At 71.0% G+C, this 17,180-nt stretch carries 11 protein-coding genes; 7 read left to right on the top strand and 4 right to left on the bottom strand.

Translation table 11 applies throughout. The features are described 5' to 3' along the window. Nucleotides 1-49: 49 nt before the first annotated feature. Nucleotides 50-1,939 carry a phosphoenolpyruvate carboxykinase (GTP) gene (locus ACIPVB_RS05875; RefSeq protein ID WP_400367584.1) on the bottom strand — a complete coding sequence of 630 codons (1,890 nt, stop codon included), beginning with the start codon at nucleotides 1,937-1,939 and terminating at the stop codon, nucleotides 50-52. Between the two features lie 118 nt (nucleotides 1,940-2,057). Between ACIPVB_RS05875 and ACIPVB_RS05870 the strand changes: the two genes are divergently transcribed. Continuing rightward, the gene (locus tag ACIPVB_RS05870; protein ID WP_400367583.1) at nucleotides 2,058-3,497 is read left to right on the top strand and encodes a helix-turn-helix domain-containing protein; all 1,440 of its coding nucleotides are present in this window, start codon (nucleotides 2,058-2,060) and stop codon (nucleotides 3,495-3,497) included. A gap of 194 nt (nucleotides 3,498-3,691) precedes the next feature. Here the strand turns inward: ACIPVB_RS05870 and ACIPVB_RS05865 are convergent, their stop codons facing one another. Further along, the gene (locus tag ACIPVB_RS05865; protein ID WP_400367582.1) at nucleotides 3,692-5,164 is read right to left on the bottom strand and encodes an NAD-dependent succinate-semialdehyde dehydrogenase; all 1,473 of its coding nucleotides are present in this window, start codon (nucleotides 5,162-5,164) and stop codon (nucleotides 3,692-3,694) included. A 347-nt stretch (nucleotides 5,165-5,511) separates the two neighbouring features. Further along, on the bottom strand, nucleotides 5,512-7,356 hold the full coding sequence (locus tag ACIPVB_RS05860) for an FAD-dependent monooxygenase (RefSeq protein WP_400367581.1): 1,845 nt from the start codon (nucleotides 7,354-7,356) through the stop codon (nucleotides 5,512-5,514). A gap of 96 nt (nucleotides 7,357-7,452) precedes the next feature. On the opposite strand from ACIPVB_RS05860, the gene ACIPVB_RS05855 reads away from it, so the two are divergent. Together ACIPVB_RS05855 and ACIPVB_RS05850 are read left to right on the top strand one after the other, a co-directional pair. Then, nucleotides 7,453-8,157, top strand: a complete 705-nt coding sequence (locus ACIPVB_RS05855) for an IclR family transcriptional regulator (RefSeq protein ID WP_400367580.1) — start codon at nucleotides 7,453-7,455, stop codon at nucleotides 8,155-8,157. A 240-nt stretch (nucleotides 8,158-8,397) separates the two neighbouring features. Continuing rightward, nucleotides 8,398-10,056 (top strand): thiamine pyrophosphate-binding protein, encoded by a 1,659-nt coding sequence (locus ACIPVB_RS05850; protein WP_400367579.1) that lies wholly within the window; start codon nucleotides 8,398-8,400, stop codon nucleotides 10,054-10,056. A 200-nt stretch (nucleotides 10,057-10,256) separates the two neighbouring features. Here the strand turns inward: ACIPVB_RS05850 and ACIPVB_RS05845 are convergent, their stop codons facing one another. Further along, complete coding sequence (locus tag ACIPVB_RS05845; protein WP_400367578.1) at nucleotides 10,257-11,639, bottom strand: MFS transporter; 1,383 nt, start codon at nucleotides 11,637-11,639, stop codon at nucleotides 10,257-10,259. A gap of 117 nt (nucleotides 11,640-11,756) precedes the next feature. On the opposite strand from ACIPVB_RS05845, the gene ACIPVB_RS05840 reads away from it, so the two are divergent. The 4 genes from ACIPVB_RS05840 to hpaD all read left to right on the top strand — a co-directional run bounded on the left by ACIPVB_RS05840 (nucleotide 11,757) and on the right by hpaD (nucleotide 17,135). Then, nucleotides 11,757-13,613: a fumarylacetoacetate hydrolase family protein gene (locus tag ACIPVB_RS05840; protein ID WP_400367577.1), complete on the top strand. Its 1,857-nt coding sequence runs from the start codon at nucleotides 11,757-11,759 to the stop codon at nucleotides 13,611-13,613. Further along, entirely contained in the window at nucleotides 13,613-14,392 is a 780-nt protein-coding gene (locus tag ACIPVB_RS05835; RefSeq protein ID WP_400367576.1) for a GntR family transcriptional regulator, read from the top strand. The genes ACIPVB_RS05840 and ACIPVB_RS05835 overlap by 1 nt, the downstream gene beginning before the upstream one ends. Before the next feature lie 90 nt (nucleotides 14,393-14,482). Beyond that, nucleotides 14,483-15,997 carry a 5-carboxymethyl-2-hydroxymuconate semialdehyde dehydrogenase gene (hpaE, locus tag ACIPVB_RS05830; protein WP_400367575.1) on the top strand — a complete coding sequence of 505 codons (1,515 nt, stop codon included), beginning with the start codon at nucleotides 14,483-14,485 and terminating at the stop codon, nucleotides 15,995-15,997. Nucleotide 15,998: 1 nt separating this feature from the next. Beyond that, the gene (gene hpaD, locus ACIPVB_RS05825) at nucleotides 15,999-17,135 is read left to right on the top strand and encodes a 3,4-dihydroxyphenylacetate 2,3-dioxygenase (RefSeq protein WP_400367574.1); all 1,137 of its coding nucleotides are present in this window, start codon (nucleotides 15,999-16,001) and stop codon (nucleotides 17,133-17,135) included. Nucleotides 17,136-17,180 lie beyond the last annotated feature (45 nt).

The raw sequence follows: 17,180 nt of genomic DNA, 5'->3' as shown, positions 1-17,180 counted from the left end.
CGAGTCGGAGCCCGTCCCGCCCGCGACACGGCGGGCGGGACGGGAGCGGTCAGTCGCGCGTGAGCCGGTACCGCAGCGACGCGAGTTCGGCGCGCAGGGCGGCCGGCAGGTGCGACCCGAAGGTGTCGTAGAACTCCTCGGTCAGATCGGCCTCGGCGAGCCACGAGGCGCGATCGATCGAGAACAGCTCCTCGAGGTCGGCGGCGGGCAGGTCCAGGCCCGACAGCTCGAGATCCTCGACGCGGGGCAGGCGTCCGATCGGGCTGTCCACGGCATCCACCTGTCCATCCACACGACGGATGATCCAGTCGATCACGCGCGCGTTGTCGCCGAAACCGGGCCAGAGGAACCGGCCGTCGTCGCCCTTGCGGAACCAATTGACCTGGAAGATGCGGGGCGCACGGTCGAAGCGCAGCTTCTGGCCCACCTCGAGCCAGTGGCCGAAGTAGTCGCCCATGTTGTAGCCGCAGAAGGGCAGCATCGCGAACGGATCGCGGCGGAGCTCGCCGACCGTGCCCTCTTGCGCCGCCGTCTTCTCGCTCGACACGGTCGACCCGAGGAAGACGCCGTGCGACCAGTCGGTCGCCTCGACCACGAGGGGGACGTTGGTGGCGCGACGGCCGCCGAACAGGATCACGTCCAGGGGAACGCCCTCGGGGGCCTCCCAGTCCTCGGCGATCTGCGGGCACTGCGCGGCACCCACCGTGAAGCGCGAGTTGGGGTGGGCGGCGGGACGACCCGACGCGGGGGTCCAGGGATTGCCCTCCCAGTCGATGAGCTGCGGCGGCGCCTCGTCGGTGAGGCCCTCCCACCACACGTCGCCGTCGGGGCGGAGCGCGACGTTGGTGAAGATCGTGTTGCCCCACAGCGTCTCGATCGCCGTGACGTTGGTCGACTCGCCGGTGCCGGGGGCCACGCCGAAGAAGCCCGCCTCGGGGTTGATGGCCCAGAGGCGCCCGTCCTCGCCCGGACGGATCCAGGTGATGTCGTCGCCGAGGGTCTCGACGCGCCAACCCGGGATCGTGGGACGCAGCATCGCGAGGTTCGTCTTGCCGCACGCCGAGGGGAAGGCCGCGGCGACGTGGTACGCCGTGCCCTTCGGGTCGATGACGCGGATGAGCAGCATGTGCTCGGCGAGCCAGCCCTCGTCGCGGCCGATGACCGAGGCGATGCGCAGGGCGAAGCACTTCTTCGCCAGGATCGCGTTGCCGCCGTAGCCCGAGCCGAACGACCACACCTCGAGGGTGTCGGGGAAGTGCACGATGTACTTCTCGTCGTTGCAGGGCCACGCCACGTCGGCCTCGCCCGCCGCCAGCGGCGCTCCCACCGAGTGCACGGTCTTGACCCACGGCGCACCCTGCGCGATCTGCTCGGTGACGGCGGTGCCCACGCGGGTCATCACGCCGATGGATGCCACGGCGTAGGCGCTGTCGGTGATCTGGACGCCGATGTGGCTCAGGGGGCCGCCCACCGCGCCCATCGAGAACGGCACGACATACATGGTGCGTCCGCGCATCGAGCCCTCGAAGACGCCGTTCAGCGTCTCGCGGATCTCGGCGGGGGCGATCCAGTTGTTGGTGGGACCGGCATCCTCTTCGCGCTCCGAGGCGATGTAGGTGCGCGACTCGAGCCGGGCGACGTCGCCGGGGTGGGAGCGGGCCAGGTAGGAGCCGGGGCGCCACTCGGGGTTGAGCTTGATGAGCTTGCCCTCGTCGACCATCTCGCGCAGCAGCGCGTCGTTCTCGGCCGCCGAACCGTCGACCCAGTGGATGCGGTCGGGCTGCGTGAGGGCGGCGACCTGGTCGACCCAGGCGGTGAGGGCGGCCAGCCCCGGGCCCTCGACGGCCGGCTTCACGCCGTGACCGGGGCGGGCGGGGGCGGTGGGGACCGCGGCGGCGCGGCCGGTGGAGCGGGAAGCGAAGATGTCGGCGAGTGCCATGTCGTTCTCCTCGGTTGGGAGCGAATTCGGTGGTGTTCCTCCATGGTGGAGGCGCGAAAGCCTCTCTTTCCGACGTTTCTGGGTGTAAGAATCGCGATTCTTTCGATATGGTCAAGGAATGGCGTCGTCGTTCGAACTCACCACCCTGGGCCATCGCATCCGGCACCACCGCCTCGCTCGCGGCTTCACCCTCGACGAACTCGGCGCCCTCGTCGGCGTGGCCGGCAGCCAACTCAGCCTGATCGAGAACGGCAAGCGCGAGCCGAAGCTCTCGCTGCTGCAGGAGATCGCCCGGGCGACCGGCACCGACGTCGCCGAGCTGCTCTCGCAGGAACCCCCCAACCGCCGCGCCGCGCTCGAGATCGAGCTCGACCGGGCGCAGACCAGCCCGTTCTTCCGGCAGCTCGGCATCCCCCCGGTCAAGATCAGCAAGGGCACCAGCGACGACACCATCGAGGCCGTGCTGGGTCTTCACCGCGAGCTGCAGCGACGCGAGCGTGCCACGATCGCCAGCCCCGAAGAGGCCCGCCGCGCCAACACCGAACTGCGCCTGCGCATGCGCGGCATCGCCAACCATCTGCCCGAGATCGAGGGTCTCGCCGAGAAGCAGCTCAAGGCCGCGGGCCACTCGATCGGCGCGCTCACCCACCGCACGGTCAGCATCATGGCCGAGCAGCTCGGCTTCGAACTCATCTACGTCAGCGACCTGCCGCACTCCGCACGCTCGGTCACCGACCTCGAGAACGGACGCATCTACCTGCCGCCCGCGTCGATCCCGGGCGGCCACGGCCTGCGCTCCATGGCGCTGCAGGCGATGGCGCACCGTCTTCTCGGACACCGCCCGCCCACCGACTACGCCGACTTCCTGCAGCAGCGCCTCGAGATCAACTACTACGCCGCCTGCTGCCTCATGCCCGAGACGAGCGCGGTCGCCTTCCTCGCCCAGGCGAAGAAGGACCGCAACCTCGCCGTCGAGGACTTCCGCGACGCGTTCGGGGTGACCCACGAAGCGGCCGCGATGCGCATGACCAATCTGATGACCACGCACCTCGGCATTCATCTGCACTTCTTGCGCGTGGACGGCGACGGCGCGATCTCGCGCGTGTACGAGAACGACGGGCTCCCCCTGCCCACCGACGTGACGGGCAGCGTCGAGGGGCAGATCGTGTGCAAGAAGTTCTCGGCGCGCTCCGCGTTCGCCGAGCACAACCGCACGACCGAGCACTACCAGTACACCGACACCCCCGCGGGCACCTTCTGGTGCTCGACGCAGACCGGCACCACCCGCGACGGCGACTTCTCGATCACCGTGGGCGTGCCGTTCGACGACGCGCGGTGGTTCCGCGGACGAGAGACGTCCAAGCGCGGCATCTCGCACTGCCCCGACGAGTCGTGCTGCCGTCGCCCCGATGCCGAGGCCGCCGAGCGCTGGCAGGGCAAGGCGTGGCCGAGCGCGCGGGTGCACCGCCACATGTTCTCGCCGCTGCCGCGGGGCATGTTCCCCGGCGTCGACGACGCCGAGGTCTTCGCGTTCCTCGACCGTCACGCCGACGGCTGACCGCACCCCGCGCGCGGCAGCGCCGCGCGGGCGATCCGCCGCGCGCGCGAGGCGCCAGAATCCGTCGCCTCGGGAGTCTCGCGAGCGACGAAAGGTGGCGACTCACGCGAAGAGAGGGCAGGACGACGGATGCCGCGAGCCCGGGCCCTCGCGGGGCGCCGGGGTCGTGGCATCCGCTGTGTGCCGCGAGCCGATCAGGCGTACGGGTTCGCCGTCAGCGTGTACTTCGTCTGCATGTACTCGTGGATGCCCTCGTCGCCGCCCTCGCGACCGAGGCCCGACTGCTTCCAGCCGCCGAAGGGCGCCGCGGCGTTGGAGACGACCCCGACGTTCAGGCCCATCATCCCGGTCTCGAGCTTGTCGATCATGCGCTGACCGCGCGCGAGCGACTCGGTGAAGACGTACGAGACGAGACCGTACTCGGTGTCGTTGGCCAGGCGCACGGCGTCGTCCTCGTCGTCGAAGGGGATGATCGCCAGCACGGGTCCGAAGATCTCCTCGCGGAGGATGTCGCTGCCCGGTCGCACACCCGACACGACGGTCGGCTCGAAGAACGTTCCCGGACCGTCGATCGGCGATCCGCCGGTGGTGACCGTGGCGCCGCGGTCGACGGCATCCCCCACGAGGGTCTTCGCCTTGTCGACCGCGCGGTCGTCGATGAGCGGTCCGATCTGCACGCCCTCCTCCGTGCCGCGGCCGATCTTCAGACCCCGCACCCGCTCGGTGACCCGGCGCGTGAACTCCTCGACGACGCCCCGCTGCACGATGAAGCGGTTGGCCGCCGTGCACGCCTGACCGATGTTGCGGAACTTCGCGAGCATCGCTCCCTCGACCGCCTTGTCCATGTCGGCGTCGTCGAACACGACGAAGGGGGCGTTTCCGCCGAGCTCCATCGAGGTGCGCAGCACGCCGGGCGCGGCCTGCTGCAGCAGCTTCACGCCGACCGGGGTCGAGCCGGTGAACGAGAGCTTGCGCAGCCGCGGGTCGGAGATGATGCGCTCGGACACGGGGCCCGTGTTCGTGGTCGTGACGACGTTGACGACGCCGGCGGGGAGTCCGGCATCCTGCAGGATCTGCGCGAAGAACAGGGTCGTGAGAGGGGTCAGCGTCGCGGGCTTGATGACGACCGTGCAGCCGGCGGCGAGCGCGGGCGCGATCTTGCGGGTGGCCATCGCGAGCGGGAAGTTCCACGGGGTGATCAGGTAGCAGGGACCCACGGGGTGCTGCGAGACGATCATGCGACCGGTGCCCTCGGGGTTCGCGCCGTAGCGGCCCTGGGTGTGCGCGGTCACCTCGCTGAACCAGCGCAGGAATTCCCCGCCGTACCCGACCTCGCCGCGCGCCTCGGCCAGGGGCTTGCCCATCTCGAGCGTCATGAGAAGGGCGACGTCCTCTTTGCGCTCCTGCAGCAGGTCGAAGGCGCGGCGGAGGATCTCGGCGCGTTCGCGCGACGGGGTCGCCGCCCAGGACGGGAAGGCCTCGGCCGCGGCATCCATCGCGGCGACGCCGTCGTCGATCGACGCATCCGCGATCTCGAGCAGGACGTCACCCGTGGCCGGGTCGTTCACCGCCACGGTCTTGCCCGCCTCGGCGGCGCGCCACTCCCCGTTGATCAACAGGCCGGTGGGTACGGATGCCAGCAGCTCGCTCTCGCGCGAATCGGTCATGAATCCTCCTGTGTCGGGGCGGGGTTCCCCGCCATTCTGCTCAGCACCAGCGCGGGCGCCGATATACGTCGTGTACAAAGCGGATGCCGAAGTCGCCATCGTGGACGCCGCGGTCGGCATCGCGTGGCGCACGGTGTCCCGTGTCGCGCCGCCGCGTCGCCCCACCGCACCGCTTGGTTGCGCCCCACCCCGGCGAGAAACGGCGATCCTCACCGGAAACGCCGCGACGCCGCGTGCCTGGCGCGGATCGGCGTTTATCGAGAGCGCTTCGCGCTCCGGCGCATCTTCGGCGGGGATCGGCGCTCATCGGGAGCGCTTCGCGCCCGGGCGCATCGCCGGTGCACGCGTCAGTTCGCCCCGGTGGCCGCCGGCACGGCCATCACCCCGGCCAGGAAGCGCTCGAGGCCGGCGGCGTCCGTCAGCGGCAGCACGTGCGCGACGTACTGGTCGGGGCGCACCACCACCACGGCACCGTCGGCGCCGATGCCGCGTTCGGCGAAGATGTCGGCGGCCGTCCACGCCGAGGGGGCCGCGGCGAACACCTTCTCGAGGTCGGTCAATCCGAGGGGCCCGGATTGCGGACGGAACAGCGCGGGCACGTCCTCGACGTCCTCCCACCGCCCGGGGAACACCGCCTTGACGTCGAAGACCGCGTCGAGGTCGGCACCGTCGGGAGTGAAGTGCTCGACGATCCCCCGCGCCTGCGACGCCCAGGTCCGAAGCGCCGTGGCATCGGCATCCGCGAAGGCGTAGATCCGCCACCGACCGTCGGCCCGAGCGTGGTGGCCGAGGTGCACGCGGTTGCCGTCGCACACCCGCACGACCTCGACGCTGTGGAAGCGCTTGCCCACGGGGAATCCGGATGCCAGCTGCTGCGCCGCATCCCCCGCCACGATCTGCGAGGCGGCGTAGTGCGTACCGAACCCCGAGGGGAACTCCGCGGTGGCGAGGTAGTACGTCGCGAGCTCGGCGGGGTCGGTGATCTCTCCGGGCTTGCGGGCCATGAGCGAGGACCACTCGCGGTCGAAGTCGATGAGCTGCTGGGCGACGGGGCGTCGCTCCTCGTCGTAGGTGCGCAGCAGATCGGTGGACGCCAGTCCGGTGAGGACGTGCCCGAGCTTCCAGCCGAGATTGAAGCCGTCCTGCATCGAGACGTTCATGCCCTGCCCGGCCTTGGCGCTGTGGGTGTGGCAGGCGTCCCCGGTGAGGAAGACGCGCGGGCTGTCGAGGTCGTCGACGAACCGGTCGGTCACCCGGTGCCCCACCTCGTAGACGCTGTGCCAGGCGACCTGCTTCACGTCGATCGAGTACGGGTGCAGGATCTCGTTCGCCCGGCGGATCACCTCGTCGATCGGGGTCTGTCGCACGCGGTGGTCGTCGTCGGCGGCGACCTCGCCCAGGTCGATGTACATGCGGCTGAGGTACCCGCCCTCGCGCGGGATGTGCAGGATGTTGCCGGCGGCGGCGTTGATCGCGCACTTGATGCGCCAGTCGGGGAAGTCGGTCTCGACCAGCACGTCCATGACGCCCCAGGCGTGGCGGGCCGAGGCTCCGACGTGCGTGCGCCCGATCGCCTGGCGCACACCGCTGCGGGCGCCGTCGCATCCGGCGACGTACTTCGCGTGGATCGTCCGCTCGCCCTCCGCGGTGCGCACCCGCACCTCGACGCGGTCGCCCTGCACCTCGAGGCCCCGGAACTCGACGCCGTAGTCCGGGGTCACACGCGCCGGGCCGTGGGCGGCGGCCTCGGCGAAGTAGTCGAGCACGCGCGCCTGGTTGACGATGAGGTGCGGGAACTCGCTGATCTTGTAGCCGTAGTCCTCGGTGCGGGTCGTGCGCACGATCCGGTCGGGGTTGTCGGGATCGGGGGCCCAGAAGTTCATCCAGCCGATGTTGTAGGCCTCGGCGGTGATGCGGTCGGCGAAGCCGAAGGCCTGGAAGGTCTCGACGCTGCGGGGTTGGATGCCGTCCGCCTGGCCGAGCGCGAGCCGGCCGTCCCGCTTCTCGATGAGGCGGGTCGTGAGCTGCGGGAACTGCGACAGTTGCGCGGCCAGCAGCATGCCCGCCGGACCCGAGCCGACGATCAGGACGTCCACCTCGTCGGGCAGGTCGGCGGGCCGATCGATTCCCGTGCCCGCGGCGTTCTGCACGCGTGGATCGCCCGAGACGTAGCCGTGGTGGTGGAACTGCATCGTTTCTCCTGACGTCGATGTCGGGTTGTGTTGTCGCGCCGGGTGTTCTATATTCGAACGCGACGTTCACCTATCGAACGAGAGGCTAACGGACCCGTGTCTCCCCGGCAAGACGCCGCCCCGGCCTCGCAGACGCTGAGTCGCGGCATTCGCCTTCTCGAGACCCTCGCCGAGGCCCGCGCCCCGCTGACGATCGACGATCTCGCCGCCCGTGTCCAGCTGCACCGCTCGGTGGCCTACCGCCTGCTGCGCACGCTCGAGGACCACGGACTGGTGACCCGGGATGCCGCCGGAGCGATGCGCCTGGGAACCGGCCTGGCCGCCCTGGCCGCGGGGGTCGCCGCCGACCTGCAGGCCGAGGCCCTGCCCGAGCTCACCGCGGCCGCGAACGACCTGGGCATGACGTGCTTCCTCGTCGTGCTCGACCACGACGAGTGCGTGACGCTCGCGAGCGTCGAGCCCCGGCACGCGGTCACCGCCGTCGCCCAGCGGCCGGGGTCGCGGCATCCGGTCACCCGGGGCGCCCCCGGTCGGGCGATCCTCGCGCAGCTGCCTCCGCGACAGTGGCCCGACACGGTCGACGCGCGTCTGGCCGCCCAGGTCGCCGCGGCCGCCGATCACGGGTGGGCGACGAGCCACGACGAGGTCGTCCCCTCTCTGCGCGCGGTGGCGGTACCGCTGGCCGTGCAGGGACGCGAGCCCGCGGCCGTCGCCGCCGTGCATGTGTCGACCGAGATCGACGACGCCGTCATCGCGACCCGACTGACCGTCGCGGCCGAGGCCATCCGCGGGGCCCTGTAGACCGCGCGAGAGGACCACCGGGCATTGCGCGCAACACCGTCGATTCCGCCTGCGCTTCATGCACGGCGCACCCGCGTCGAATCCTGCAGAATGCGTCGCGCGCCCGAGAAGGTCACCCCTATACTCGAACCCGTCAGGCGCACGAGGCCGTGCGTCGCTGCTCGAAAAAAGGGCACGTAGCGGGCATCCGCGAGACACATACGGCATCCCTCCGTCCCGTCTCGAAAGGTCCCGTTCGCCATGCCCACCGTCTCCGCGCACGTCGCGCACACCCTCGCCCACCACATCGACACCGTCTTCGGCGTCATGGGCAACGGCAACGCCTACTTCCTCGACGCCCTGGGCCGCGACACCACCTCGGGCTTCGTCGCCGTCCGGCACGAGGCCGCCGGCGTGGTCGCCGCCGATGCGCACTACCGCGCCTGCGGACGGCTCGCCGCCGCCACCGCCACCTACGGTGCCGGCTTCACCAACACGCTGACGGCGCTCGCCGAGGCCGTGCAGGCGCGCACCCCGCTCGTGCTGATCGTCGGCGACGAGCCCACCTCGGGCCCGCGCCCCTGGGGCGTCGACCAGATCGCCCTGGCCGCGGCCGTCGGCGCCCGCACCTACACCGTGGGCCACCGCGACGCCGCGGCGACCATCGTCATCGCCATCGAGCACGCCCTCACCTACCGGCTGCCGGTCGTGATCGGCATCCCCTACGACGTCACCACCCGGGAGGCGGGACAGATCCCGGATGCCACGGCCCCGGGAGCTGCGCCCCGGGTGACGCCGGAGCACCCGCCCCTCGACGCCTACGCGGACCGGGTCATCGATCAGATCGTCCACGCCCTCGCCGGTGCCGAGCGTCCCGTCCTGCTCGGCGGGCGCGGAGCCTGGCTCGCCGGCGCGGGAGCGACCCTCGACGAGATCGCCGCCCTCGCCGGCGCCCTCACGACCACCAGCGCCCTGGGACGTGGTCTCTTCTCCGACCCGGCGCGCGACCTCGGTGTCGCCGGCGGGTTCGGCGCACCCGGCGCGATGCAGCTCGTGCGCGAGGCCGATGTCGCCGTCGTGTTCGGCGCGGGCCTCAACCAGTTCACGATGCGCTTCGGCGAGCTCTTCGCGCCCGGAGCGCGGGTGTTCCAGGTCGATCTCGCACCGACCGCGACCCACCCCCACGTCGGCGGCTACGTCCGCGGCGACGCCGACGACGTCGCCCGTGAGATCGTCCGGCGTCTGCGCGGTCGGGGCTCATCGCCGTCGACCTGGGGAGCAGGCCTCGACCTCGAGGCCGCCCGGCGCCAGCCGGCCGGTCAGTCGGTCGGCCCCGACGGCCGTCTCGACCCGCGCACCGCGGCGGCCCGCATCGCCGAGCTCCTGCCCGCCGACCGCGTCGTCGTGCACGACGGCGGCCACTTCATGGGCTGGTCGAACATGTACTGGCCGGTCGAATCCCCCGACCGCATGCTCATGGTGGGCACCGCGTATCAGTCGATCGGCCTCGGCTTTCCGAGCGTCCCGGGCGCCGCGATCGCCCGCCCCGACTCCGCGATCGTCCTCAGCACGGGCGACGGCGGCGGCCTGATGGCCCTCGCCGACCTCGAGACGGCGATCCGCGTGGCCGCTGGCCGCGGGATCGCGGTGGTGTGGAACGACGCGCAGTACGGCGCCGAAGTGCTCAACTACGGCGTCAAGGGACTGCACCCCGACCCCATGCTCATCCCCCAGGTCGACTTCGCGGCCGTCGCGCGCGGGTTCGGCGCCGAGGGCGTCGTCGTCGAGTCGGTCGACGACCTCGACGCGTTGGCATCCTGGGTCGCCCGCCGGGAGTCGGACCGCCTCTTCCTGCTGCTGGACCTGCGCGTGAGCGCTGCGGTCGTCGCGCCGTTCTGGGAAGAGATCGCGGCGCGCTGATGCGGCGGGCGTGCCGAGCTCCGTGGGAACCGGCGCGATCGGCGCCCCGCGCGCGCGGGTGGCCTCGGCGCACGCGCAGCCCCGGAGCCGGGCACAGCCGCCCCTTCGGCGCCGCCGCCCACACGGCTCCGGAGCCCGGCACACCCCCGCACGCCGAACGGCCCCGCCGCGCCGGAGCGCGACGGGGCCGAGGTCGTCGGTCACACGCGCGACAGGCCCCGCACCGGGCTGACCGTCTGCTCGACCTCGTGGTCGGGACCGAGGGGGATGCCGCTGCGGTCACGCAGGAGCAGGGTGGCCACCAGGCCGAGCGCCGCCATTCCCACGAGGTACACGGTCACCGAGTCGGTCGTCCCCGTGGCATCCACGAGCGCCGTGGCGATGGTCGGGGCGAACGCTCCGCCGAGGATCGCCCCGAGGGCGTAGGCGATCGACACCCCCGAGAAGCGGATGGATGCCGGGAACAGCTCGGCGTACAGCGCCGCCTGGGGACCGTACGTCAGACCGAGGCCGACCGTGAGCAGCATGAGCCCCACGGCCAGGAGCACGACACTGCCGGAGTTGACCAGGGGGAAGAGCGCGAGGATCGCGACGATCATGCTGATCCACCCGATGATGTACGTGTTGCGGCGCCCCACCTTGTCGCCCATCCACCCGCCGATCCAGGTGAAGACGAACCACGACACCGCCGACAGGGTGACCGCGCCGAGGACGTCGGCGGTCGCGAGCCCGAGCGGGCCGTCGGGGTTGGTGGCGTAGCGCTGGATGTACCCGCCCGTGGTCATGTATCCCACGGCGTTGTTGCCGGCGAAGACGAACGCGGCGATGATCACGAGCAGCGCGTGCCTGCGGAACAGCTGCACGATCGGCATCCGGGTCTGCTCCTTGCGCTCGGCGATCTCGACGAAGACCGGACTCTCCTCCACCTTCTTGCGGATGTAGTACCCGACGAGGATGAGGACGAACGACAGCAGGAACGGCACGCGCCATCCCCAGGCGAGGAACGCGTCGCCCGGGGCGATCAGCGCCATGAGCGCGAGCATGCCGCTGGCGAGCAGCAGGCCCAGGGGCACGCCCAGCTGCGGCGAGGCGCCGAAGAGGCTGCGCCTGGTCTTGGGGGCGTGCTCGACGGCCATGAGCACCGCGCCGCCCCACTCTCCACCCGCCGAGATGCCCTGCAACACGCGCAGCAGGATCAGCAGCACCGGGGCCGCGACGCCGATGACCTCGTAGGTCGGCAGCACGCCGATGAGGGTCGTCGACGCTCCCATCAGCACGAGCGTGATCATCAGCACGACGCGCCGGCCGTACTTGTCGCCGAGGTGCCCGGCGAGGAAGGCTCCGAGGGGGCGGAAGAGGAAGCTGAGACCGACGGTCAGGAACGACAGGATCTGGGCGATCCCGGGGCCGGCGGGAGCGAAGAAGAGCTGCCCGAAGACGAGGCCGGCGGCCGAGGCGTACAGGAAGAAGTCGTACCACTCGACGGTGGTGCCGACGACGGTGGCGAAGACCACCCGGCGGCGGTCCTTCGGGGTCGAGATGGTGCCGGTGGCCGTGAAGCCGGGCGGCTGTGAGCGGGACATGGGGACTCCTTCGAGACGTCATCGTCGAGCCCCGGACGTCGTCGTCGGTGACGAGGCGTGGATTGCTGGGGCGCTGGTCATCGTATACGATTTCAAATACGACGCAAGGGAGCTTCCATGACCGACACCGACCCCCGGTTCGCCGTCCTCGGCGCCCGCCCGGGCAAGATCGTGGCCGTCCACCTCTCGTACGGCTCGCGCGCCGACCAGCGCGGACGCCGACCGGCCGCGCCGTCGTACTTCCTCAAGCCGTCCAGCTCGCTCGCCCCCTCGGATCACGAGATCGTGCGCCCCGCGGGCACCGAGCTGCTCGCGTTCGAGGGCGAGATCGCCCTCGTCATCGGTGAGCCCGCGCGATGGGTGGCCCCGGACACCGCGTGGGAGCACGTGGCATCCGTCACCGCCGCCAACGATTTCGGCCTGTACGACCTGCGCGCGAACGACAAGGGCTCGAACGTCCGCTCCAAGGGCGGCGACGGCTACACCCCCCTCGGTCCCGCGCTCCTGGACGCCCGCCGCGTCGACCCCGCCGCCCTGCGCCTGCGCACCTGGGTCGACGGCGCCCTCGTGCAGGACGACACCACCGCGGGGCTGATCTTCTCGCTCGCGCAGATCGTCGCCGACCTGTCGCAGCACTTCACCCTCGAGACCGGCGACGTCATCCTGTCCGGCACCCCGGCCGGATCCTCCGTCGTCACGCCCGGCCAGGTCGTCGAAGTGCAGGTGGATGCCGGAACCCTCTCGACCGGCCGGCTCCGCACCACGGTGGTGCAGGGCACTCGGTCCTTCGACGCCACGATCGGCTCGCTCCCCGCGGCCGACGAGTCGCAGCGCGTCGAAGCCTGGGGCTCGGCCGAGGCGGCCGCCACCGCCACCACCACCACCGCTGCTGCTGCTGCTGCTGCTGCTGCTGCCACGGGAACAGGCGATGTCACCAGAACAGGCCAAAACCCCGCGGATCAGCCTGTTCCCGTCGCATCCCCTGTTCTCATGACCGATGCCGCCGCGCCCCACACCGCGCCGAGAACAGGCGATGCCACCACAACAGGCGAAAAGCACGCGGATCAGCCTGTTCCCGTCGCATCCCCTGTTCTCGTGACCGATGCCGCCGCGCCCCACACCGCGCCGAGAACAGGCGATGCCACCACAACAGGCGAAAACCTCGCCGACCAGCCTGTTCCCGTCGCATCCCCTGTTCTCGTGACCGATGCCGCCGCGCCCCACACCGGCGACGTCGCGGACGCCGGCGCGAAGGCGATGGATGCCGCGACCCCGCCCCCCGCCCTCTCCCCCGCCCTCCGCGCCAAACTCGAACGCGTCCCGGTCGCGGCCCTCAGCGGCCAGCTGCGCAAGCGCGGTCTGAACGACGTCACGATCGACGGCGTGCACGCCCTCACCCCGGGCAGCCGATTCGTCGGCACCGCGCGCACCCTCCGGTTCGTTCCGCACCGCGAAGACCTCTTCGCCGCGCGCGGGGGCGGGCAGAACGCCCAGAAGCGCGCCTTCGACGCGGTCGGCGCGGGCGAGGTCATCGTCATCGAGGCCCGCGGCGAGACCGGCTCCGGCACCCTCGGCGACATCCTCGCGATCCGCGCCCACGCCCGCGGGGCCGCCGCGATCGTCACCGACGGCGGCGTCCGCGATGCCGAGGCCGTCGCCGCGGTCGGCATCCCGGTCTTCGCGGCCGGTCCGCACCCCGCCGTCCTCGGGCGCCGGCACGTGCCGTGGGAGACCGACGTGGCCGTCGGCTGCGGCGGCACCACCGTCGAGCCCGGCGACATCCTCGTCGGCGACGGCGACGGCGTGATCGTCCTCCCGCCCGCCCTCGCCGAGGAGGTGGTCGACGCCGCCCTCGCCCAGGAGGACGAGGACGCGTGGATCGCCGCGCAGGTGGCATCCGGTCATCCGATCGAGGGGCTCTTCCCGATGAACACGCAATGGCGCGCCCGCTACGAGAGCGAGGGGAACGCCTGATGGATGCCGACGGCTCGACCGTGTCGGACCCCCTCGGCGTCACCGCCGGTCAGAGCCCCTTCACGCCGCCCCCCGGCTCCGCCGCCCCCGCGAGCGGCACCACCGCGCCCAGCCAGAGCAAGTCGCAGCAGGCGTACCACTGGATCAAACAGCGCATCGCGTCGCAGGAGTTCACCCCCGGCTACCGGCTCGTGCTCGGCTCGATCGCCGGGGAGCTCGACATGAGCGTCGTGCCGGTGCGTGAGGCGATCCGCCAGCTCGAGGCCGAGGGTCTCGTGATGTTCGAGCGCAACGTCGGAGCGCGCGTGTCGATGGTCGACGACACGGCCTATCGCTTCAGCATGCAGGCGCTGAGCCTGCTCGAGGGAGCGGCCACCGCGCTGTCGGCCCGGGCGCTGACGACCGACGACGTGCGCCGCGCCCGCCGCATCAACGAGCTCATGGTCGAGACGCTCGAGCACTTCGACCCGCGCGCGTTCACCGCGCTGAACCAGGAATTCCACGCCATCCTGTTCGAGAAGTGCGCCAATCCGCGCCTGCTCGAGCTGGTGCAGGCCGAGTGGGCCCGTCTCGGGCACCTGCGCGACTCGACGTTCAGCTTCGTCCCCGGCCGCGCGGCCGAATCGGTGCGCGAGCACGAGAACATCCTCGTGCTCATCGAGCGCGGTGCTCCTCTCGCCGAGATCGAGAAGGTCTCGCGACGCCACCGCTCCGCGACCCTCGACGCCTACATGATCCACGAGCACCCCGACGAAGTGCTCGGCCTCCCCGCTTTCTGATCCCGGATGCCGCGACCTCGCACCCCGACGACATCGACGTCGCTGCCCGCGGGCCGGCCGGCATCCACCCCTCTTCACCGAAGGAGCATCATGACCACCCCGCTCAGCACCGCCCGTCGGATCCCGGCCGATCTGCCCCCGCGCATCCGGCATTACATCGGCGGCTCGTTCGTCGATTCGGTCGACGGCGACACCTTCGACGTGCTCGACCCGGTGACCAACCGCACCTACCTCACCGCCGCCGCCGGCAAGAAGGCCGACATCGACCGCGCCGTCGCCGCCGCGCGCACGGCCTTCACCGAGGGACCCTGGCCCCGGATGCTGCCGCGCGAGCGCTCGCGCGTGCTGCACCGCGTCGCCGACCTGGTCGAGGCACGCGACGAGCGCCTGGCCGAGCTCGAATCCTTCGACTCGGGCCTGCCGATCACGCAGGCTCTCGGTCAGGCCCGCCGCGCCGCCGAGAACTTCCGCTTCTTCGCCGACTTGATCGTCGCCCAGACCGACGACGCGTTCAAGGTCCCCGGTCGTCAGCTCAACTACGTCAACCGCAAGCCGATCGGCGTCGCCGGCCTCATCACGCCGTGGAACACCCCGTTCATGCTCGAGTCGTGGAAGCTGGGTCCTGCGCTGGCCACCGGCAACACCGTGGTGTTGAAGCCCGCCGAGTTCACCCCGCTGTCCGCCTCGCTGTGGGCCGGCATCTTCGAGGAGGCGGGCCTGCCCGAGGGCGTGTTCAACCTCGTCAACGGCCTCGGAGAGGATGCCGGCGACGCCCTCGTGAAGCACCCCGATGTGCCGCTCATCTCGTTCACCGGCGAGAGCTCGACGGGCCAGCTCATCTTCGCCAACGCCGCGCCCTTCTTGAAGGGACTGTCGATGGAGCTCGGAGGGAAGAGCCCGGCCATCGTCTTCGCGGATGCCGACCTCGACGCCGCGATCGACGCGACCATCTTCGGCGTGTTCTCGCTCAACGGCGAGCGCTGCACCGCGGGAAGCCGCATCCTGGTCGAACGCTCCGTCTACGACGACTTCGTCGCGCGCTACGCCGCCCAGGCCGACCGCGTGACGGTCGGCTACCCCGACGATCCCGCGACCGAGGTGGGGGCCCTCGTCCACCCCGAGCACTACGCCAAGGTCATGTCGTACGTCGAGCTCGGCAAGACCGAGGGACGTCTGGTCGCCGGCGGCGGGCGGCCCGAGGGCTTCGACGAGGGCAACTTCGTCCGCCCCACGGTGTTCGCCGACGTCCCCTCCGACGCGCGCATCTTCCAGGAGGAGATCTTCGGCCCGGTCGTGGCGATCACCCCGTTCGACACCGACGAGGAAGCCCTGGCCCTCGCGAACAACACGAAATACGGCCTGGCCGCCTACGTCTGGACCAACGACCTGAAGCGCGCGCACCTGTTCGCGCAGAACGTCGAGGCCGGCATGGTGTGGCTCAACTCCAACAACGTCCGTGACCTTCGCACGCCCTTCGGCGGCGTGAAGGCCTCGGGCCTGGGGCACGAGGGCGGCTACCGCTCGATCGACTTCTACACCGACCAGCAGGCCGTGCACATCACGCTCGGCCCCGCCCACAACCCCACCTTCGGCAAGGGAGCCTGAGATGACAGACCGCAGCCAGATGACCCGCACCTCCTCGGGATTCTTCGTCTCGCAGGAGGCCCCCATCGAGGCCTCCACCCCCATCCCGACGCCCACCTCGCCCGCGCCCGACATCCTGCGCTGCGCCTACATGGAGCTGGTGGTCACCGACCTCGCGGCATCCCGGGTCTTCTACGTCGACATCCTGGGCCTGCACGTGACCGAAGAGAACGACGAGGCGATCTACCTCCGCTCGACGGAGGAGTTCATCCACCACAACCTGGTGCTCCGCCAGGGTCCGATCGCCGCCGTCGCGGCGTTCTCGTACCGGGTGCGCTCGGCCGACGATCTCGACAGGGCGGTCGCGTTCTACACCGAGCTCGGGTGCGACGTCCGCCGCGAGGCGAACGGCTTCACGAAGGGCATCGGCGACTCCGTGCGCGTGGTCGACCCCCTCGGCTTCCCGTACGAGTTCTTCTTCGACACCGAGCACCAGGAGCGCCTGTCGTGGCGCTACGACCTGCACTCCCCCGGCGAGCTCGTGCGCCTGGACCACTTCAACCAGATCACCCCCGATGTGCCCCGCGCGGTGAACTTCATGCAGTCGCTCGGCTTCCGCGTCACAGAAGACATCCAGGACGACGAGGGCACCGTCTACGCCGCCTGGATGCGCCGCAAGCCCACCGTGCACGACACCGCCATGACCGGCGGCGACGGACCCCGCATGCACCACGTCTGCTTCGCCACGCACGAGAAGCACAACATCCTCGCCATCTGCGACAAACTCGGCGCCCTCCGCCGATCGGATGCCATCGAACGCGGCCCCGGTCGCCACGGCGTCTCGAACGCGTTCTACCTGTATCTGCGCGACCCCGACGGCCACCGCGTCGAGGTCTACACGCAGGACTACTACACCGGCGACCCCGACAACCCCGTCATCACGTGGGACGTGCACGACAACCAGCGTCGCGACTGGTGGGGCAACCCCGTCGTCCCGTCCTGGTACACCGAGGGATCCCTCGTGCTCGACCTCGACGGCAACCCTCAACCGGTCCGCGCCCGCGAGGACTCCAGCGAGATGGCCGTGACGATCGGCGCGGACGGCTTCAGCTACACCCGCGCCCCCGAGAACGAGTTCAAGCTCGGCAATCAGCTCTGACACGCATCTCGCGCGAGTCGCCGGCGTGTGTCGCCTGGGATCGCC

It is taken from the genome of Microbacterium sp. NPDC090007, from assembly GCF_044748345.1.
Classification (GTDB): domain Bacteria; phylum Actinomycetota; class Actinomycetes; order Actinomycetales; family Microbacteriaceae; genus Microbacterium.
Note: the sequence above shows the minus strand (reverse complement) of the source record. Positions and strands in the feature narration are given on the sequence as shown.

Coding starts and splice junctions, on each gene's coding strand:
- ACIPVB_RS05875 (WP_400367584.1), bottom strand. CDS start 1,939: ATGGCACTCGCCGACATCTTCGCTTCCCGCTCCACCGGCCGCGCCGCC.
- ACIPVB_RS05870 (WP_400367583.1), top strand. CDS start 2,058: ATGGCGTCGTCGTTCGAACTCACCACCCTGGGCCATCGCATCCGGCAC.
- ACIPVB_RS05865 (WP_400367582.1), bottom strand. CDS start 5,164: ATGACCGATTCGCGCGAGAGCGAGCTGCTGGCATCCGTACCCACCGGC.
- ACIPVB_RS05860 (WP_400367581.1), bottom strand. CDS start 7,356: ATGCAGTTCCACCACCACGGCTACGTCTCGGGCGATCCACGCGTGCAG.
- ACIPVB_RS05850 (WP_400367579.1), top strand. CDS start 8,398: ATGCCCACCGTCTCCGCGCACGTCGCGCACACCCTCGCCCACCACATC.
- ACIPVB_RS05845 (WP_400367578.1), bottom strand. CDS start 11,639: ATGTCCCGCTCACAGCCGCCCGGCTTCACGGCCACCGGCACCATCTCG.
- ACIPVB_RS05840 (WP_400367577.1), top strand. CDS start 11,757: ATGACCGACACCGACCCCCGGTTCGCCGTCCTCGGCGCCCGCCCGGGC.
- ACIPVB_RS05835 (WP_400367576.1), top strand. CDS start 13,613: ATGGATGCCGACGGCTCGACCGTGTCGGACCCCCTCGGCGTCACCGCC.
- hpaE (WP_400367575.1), top strand. CDS start 14,483: ATGACCACCCCGCTCAGCACCGCCCGTCGGATCCCGGCCGATCTGCCC.
- hpaD (WP_400367574.1), top strand. CDS start 15,999: ATGACAGACCGCAGCCAGATGACCCGCACCTCCTCGGGATTCTTCGTC.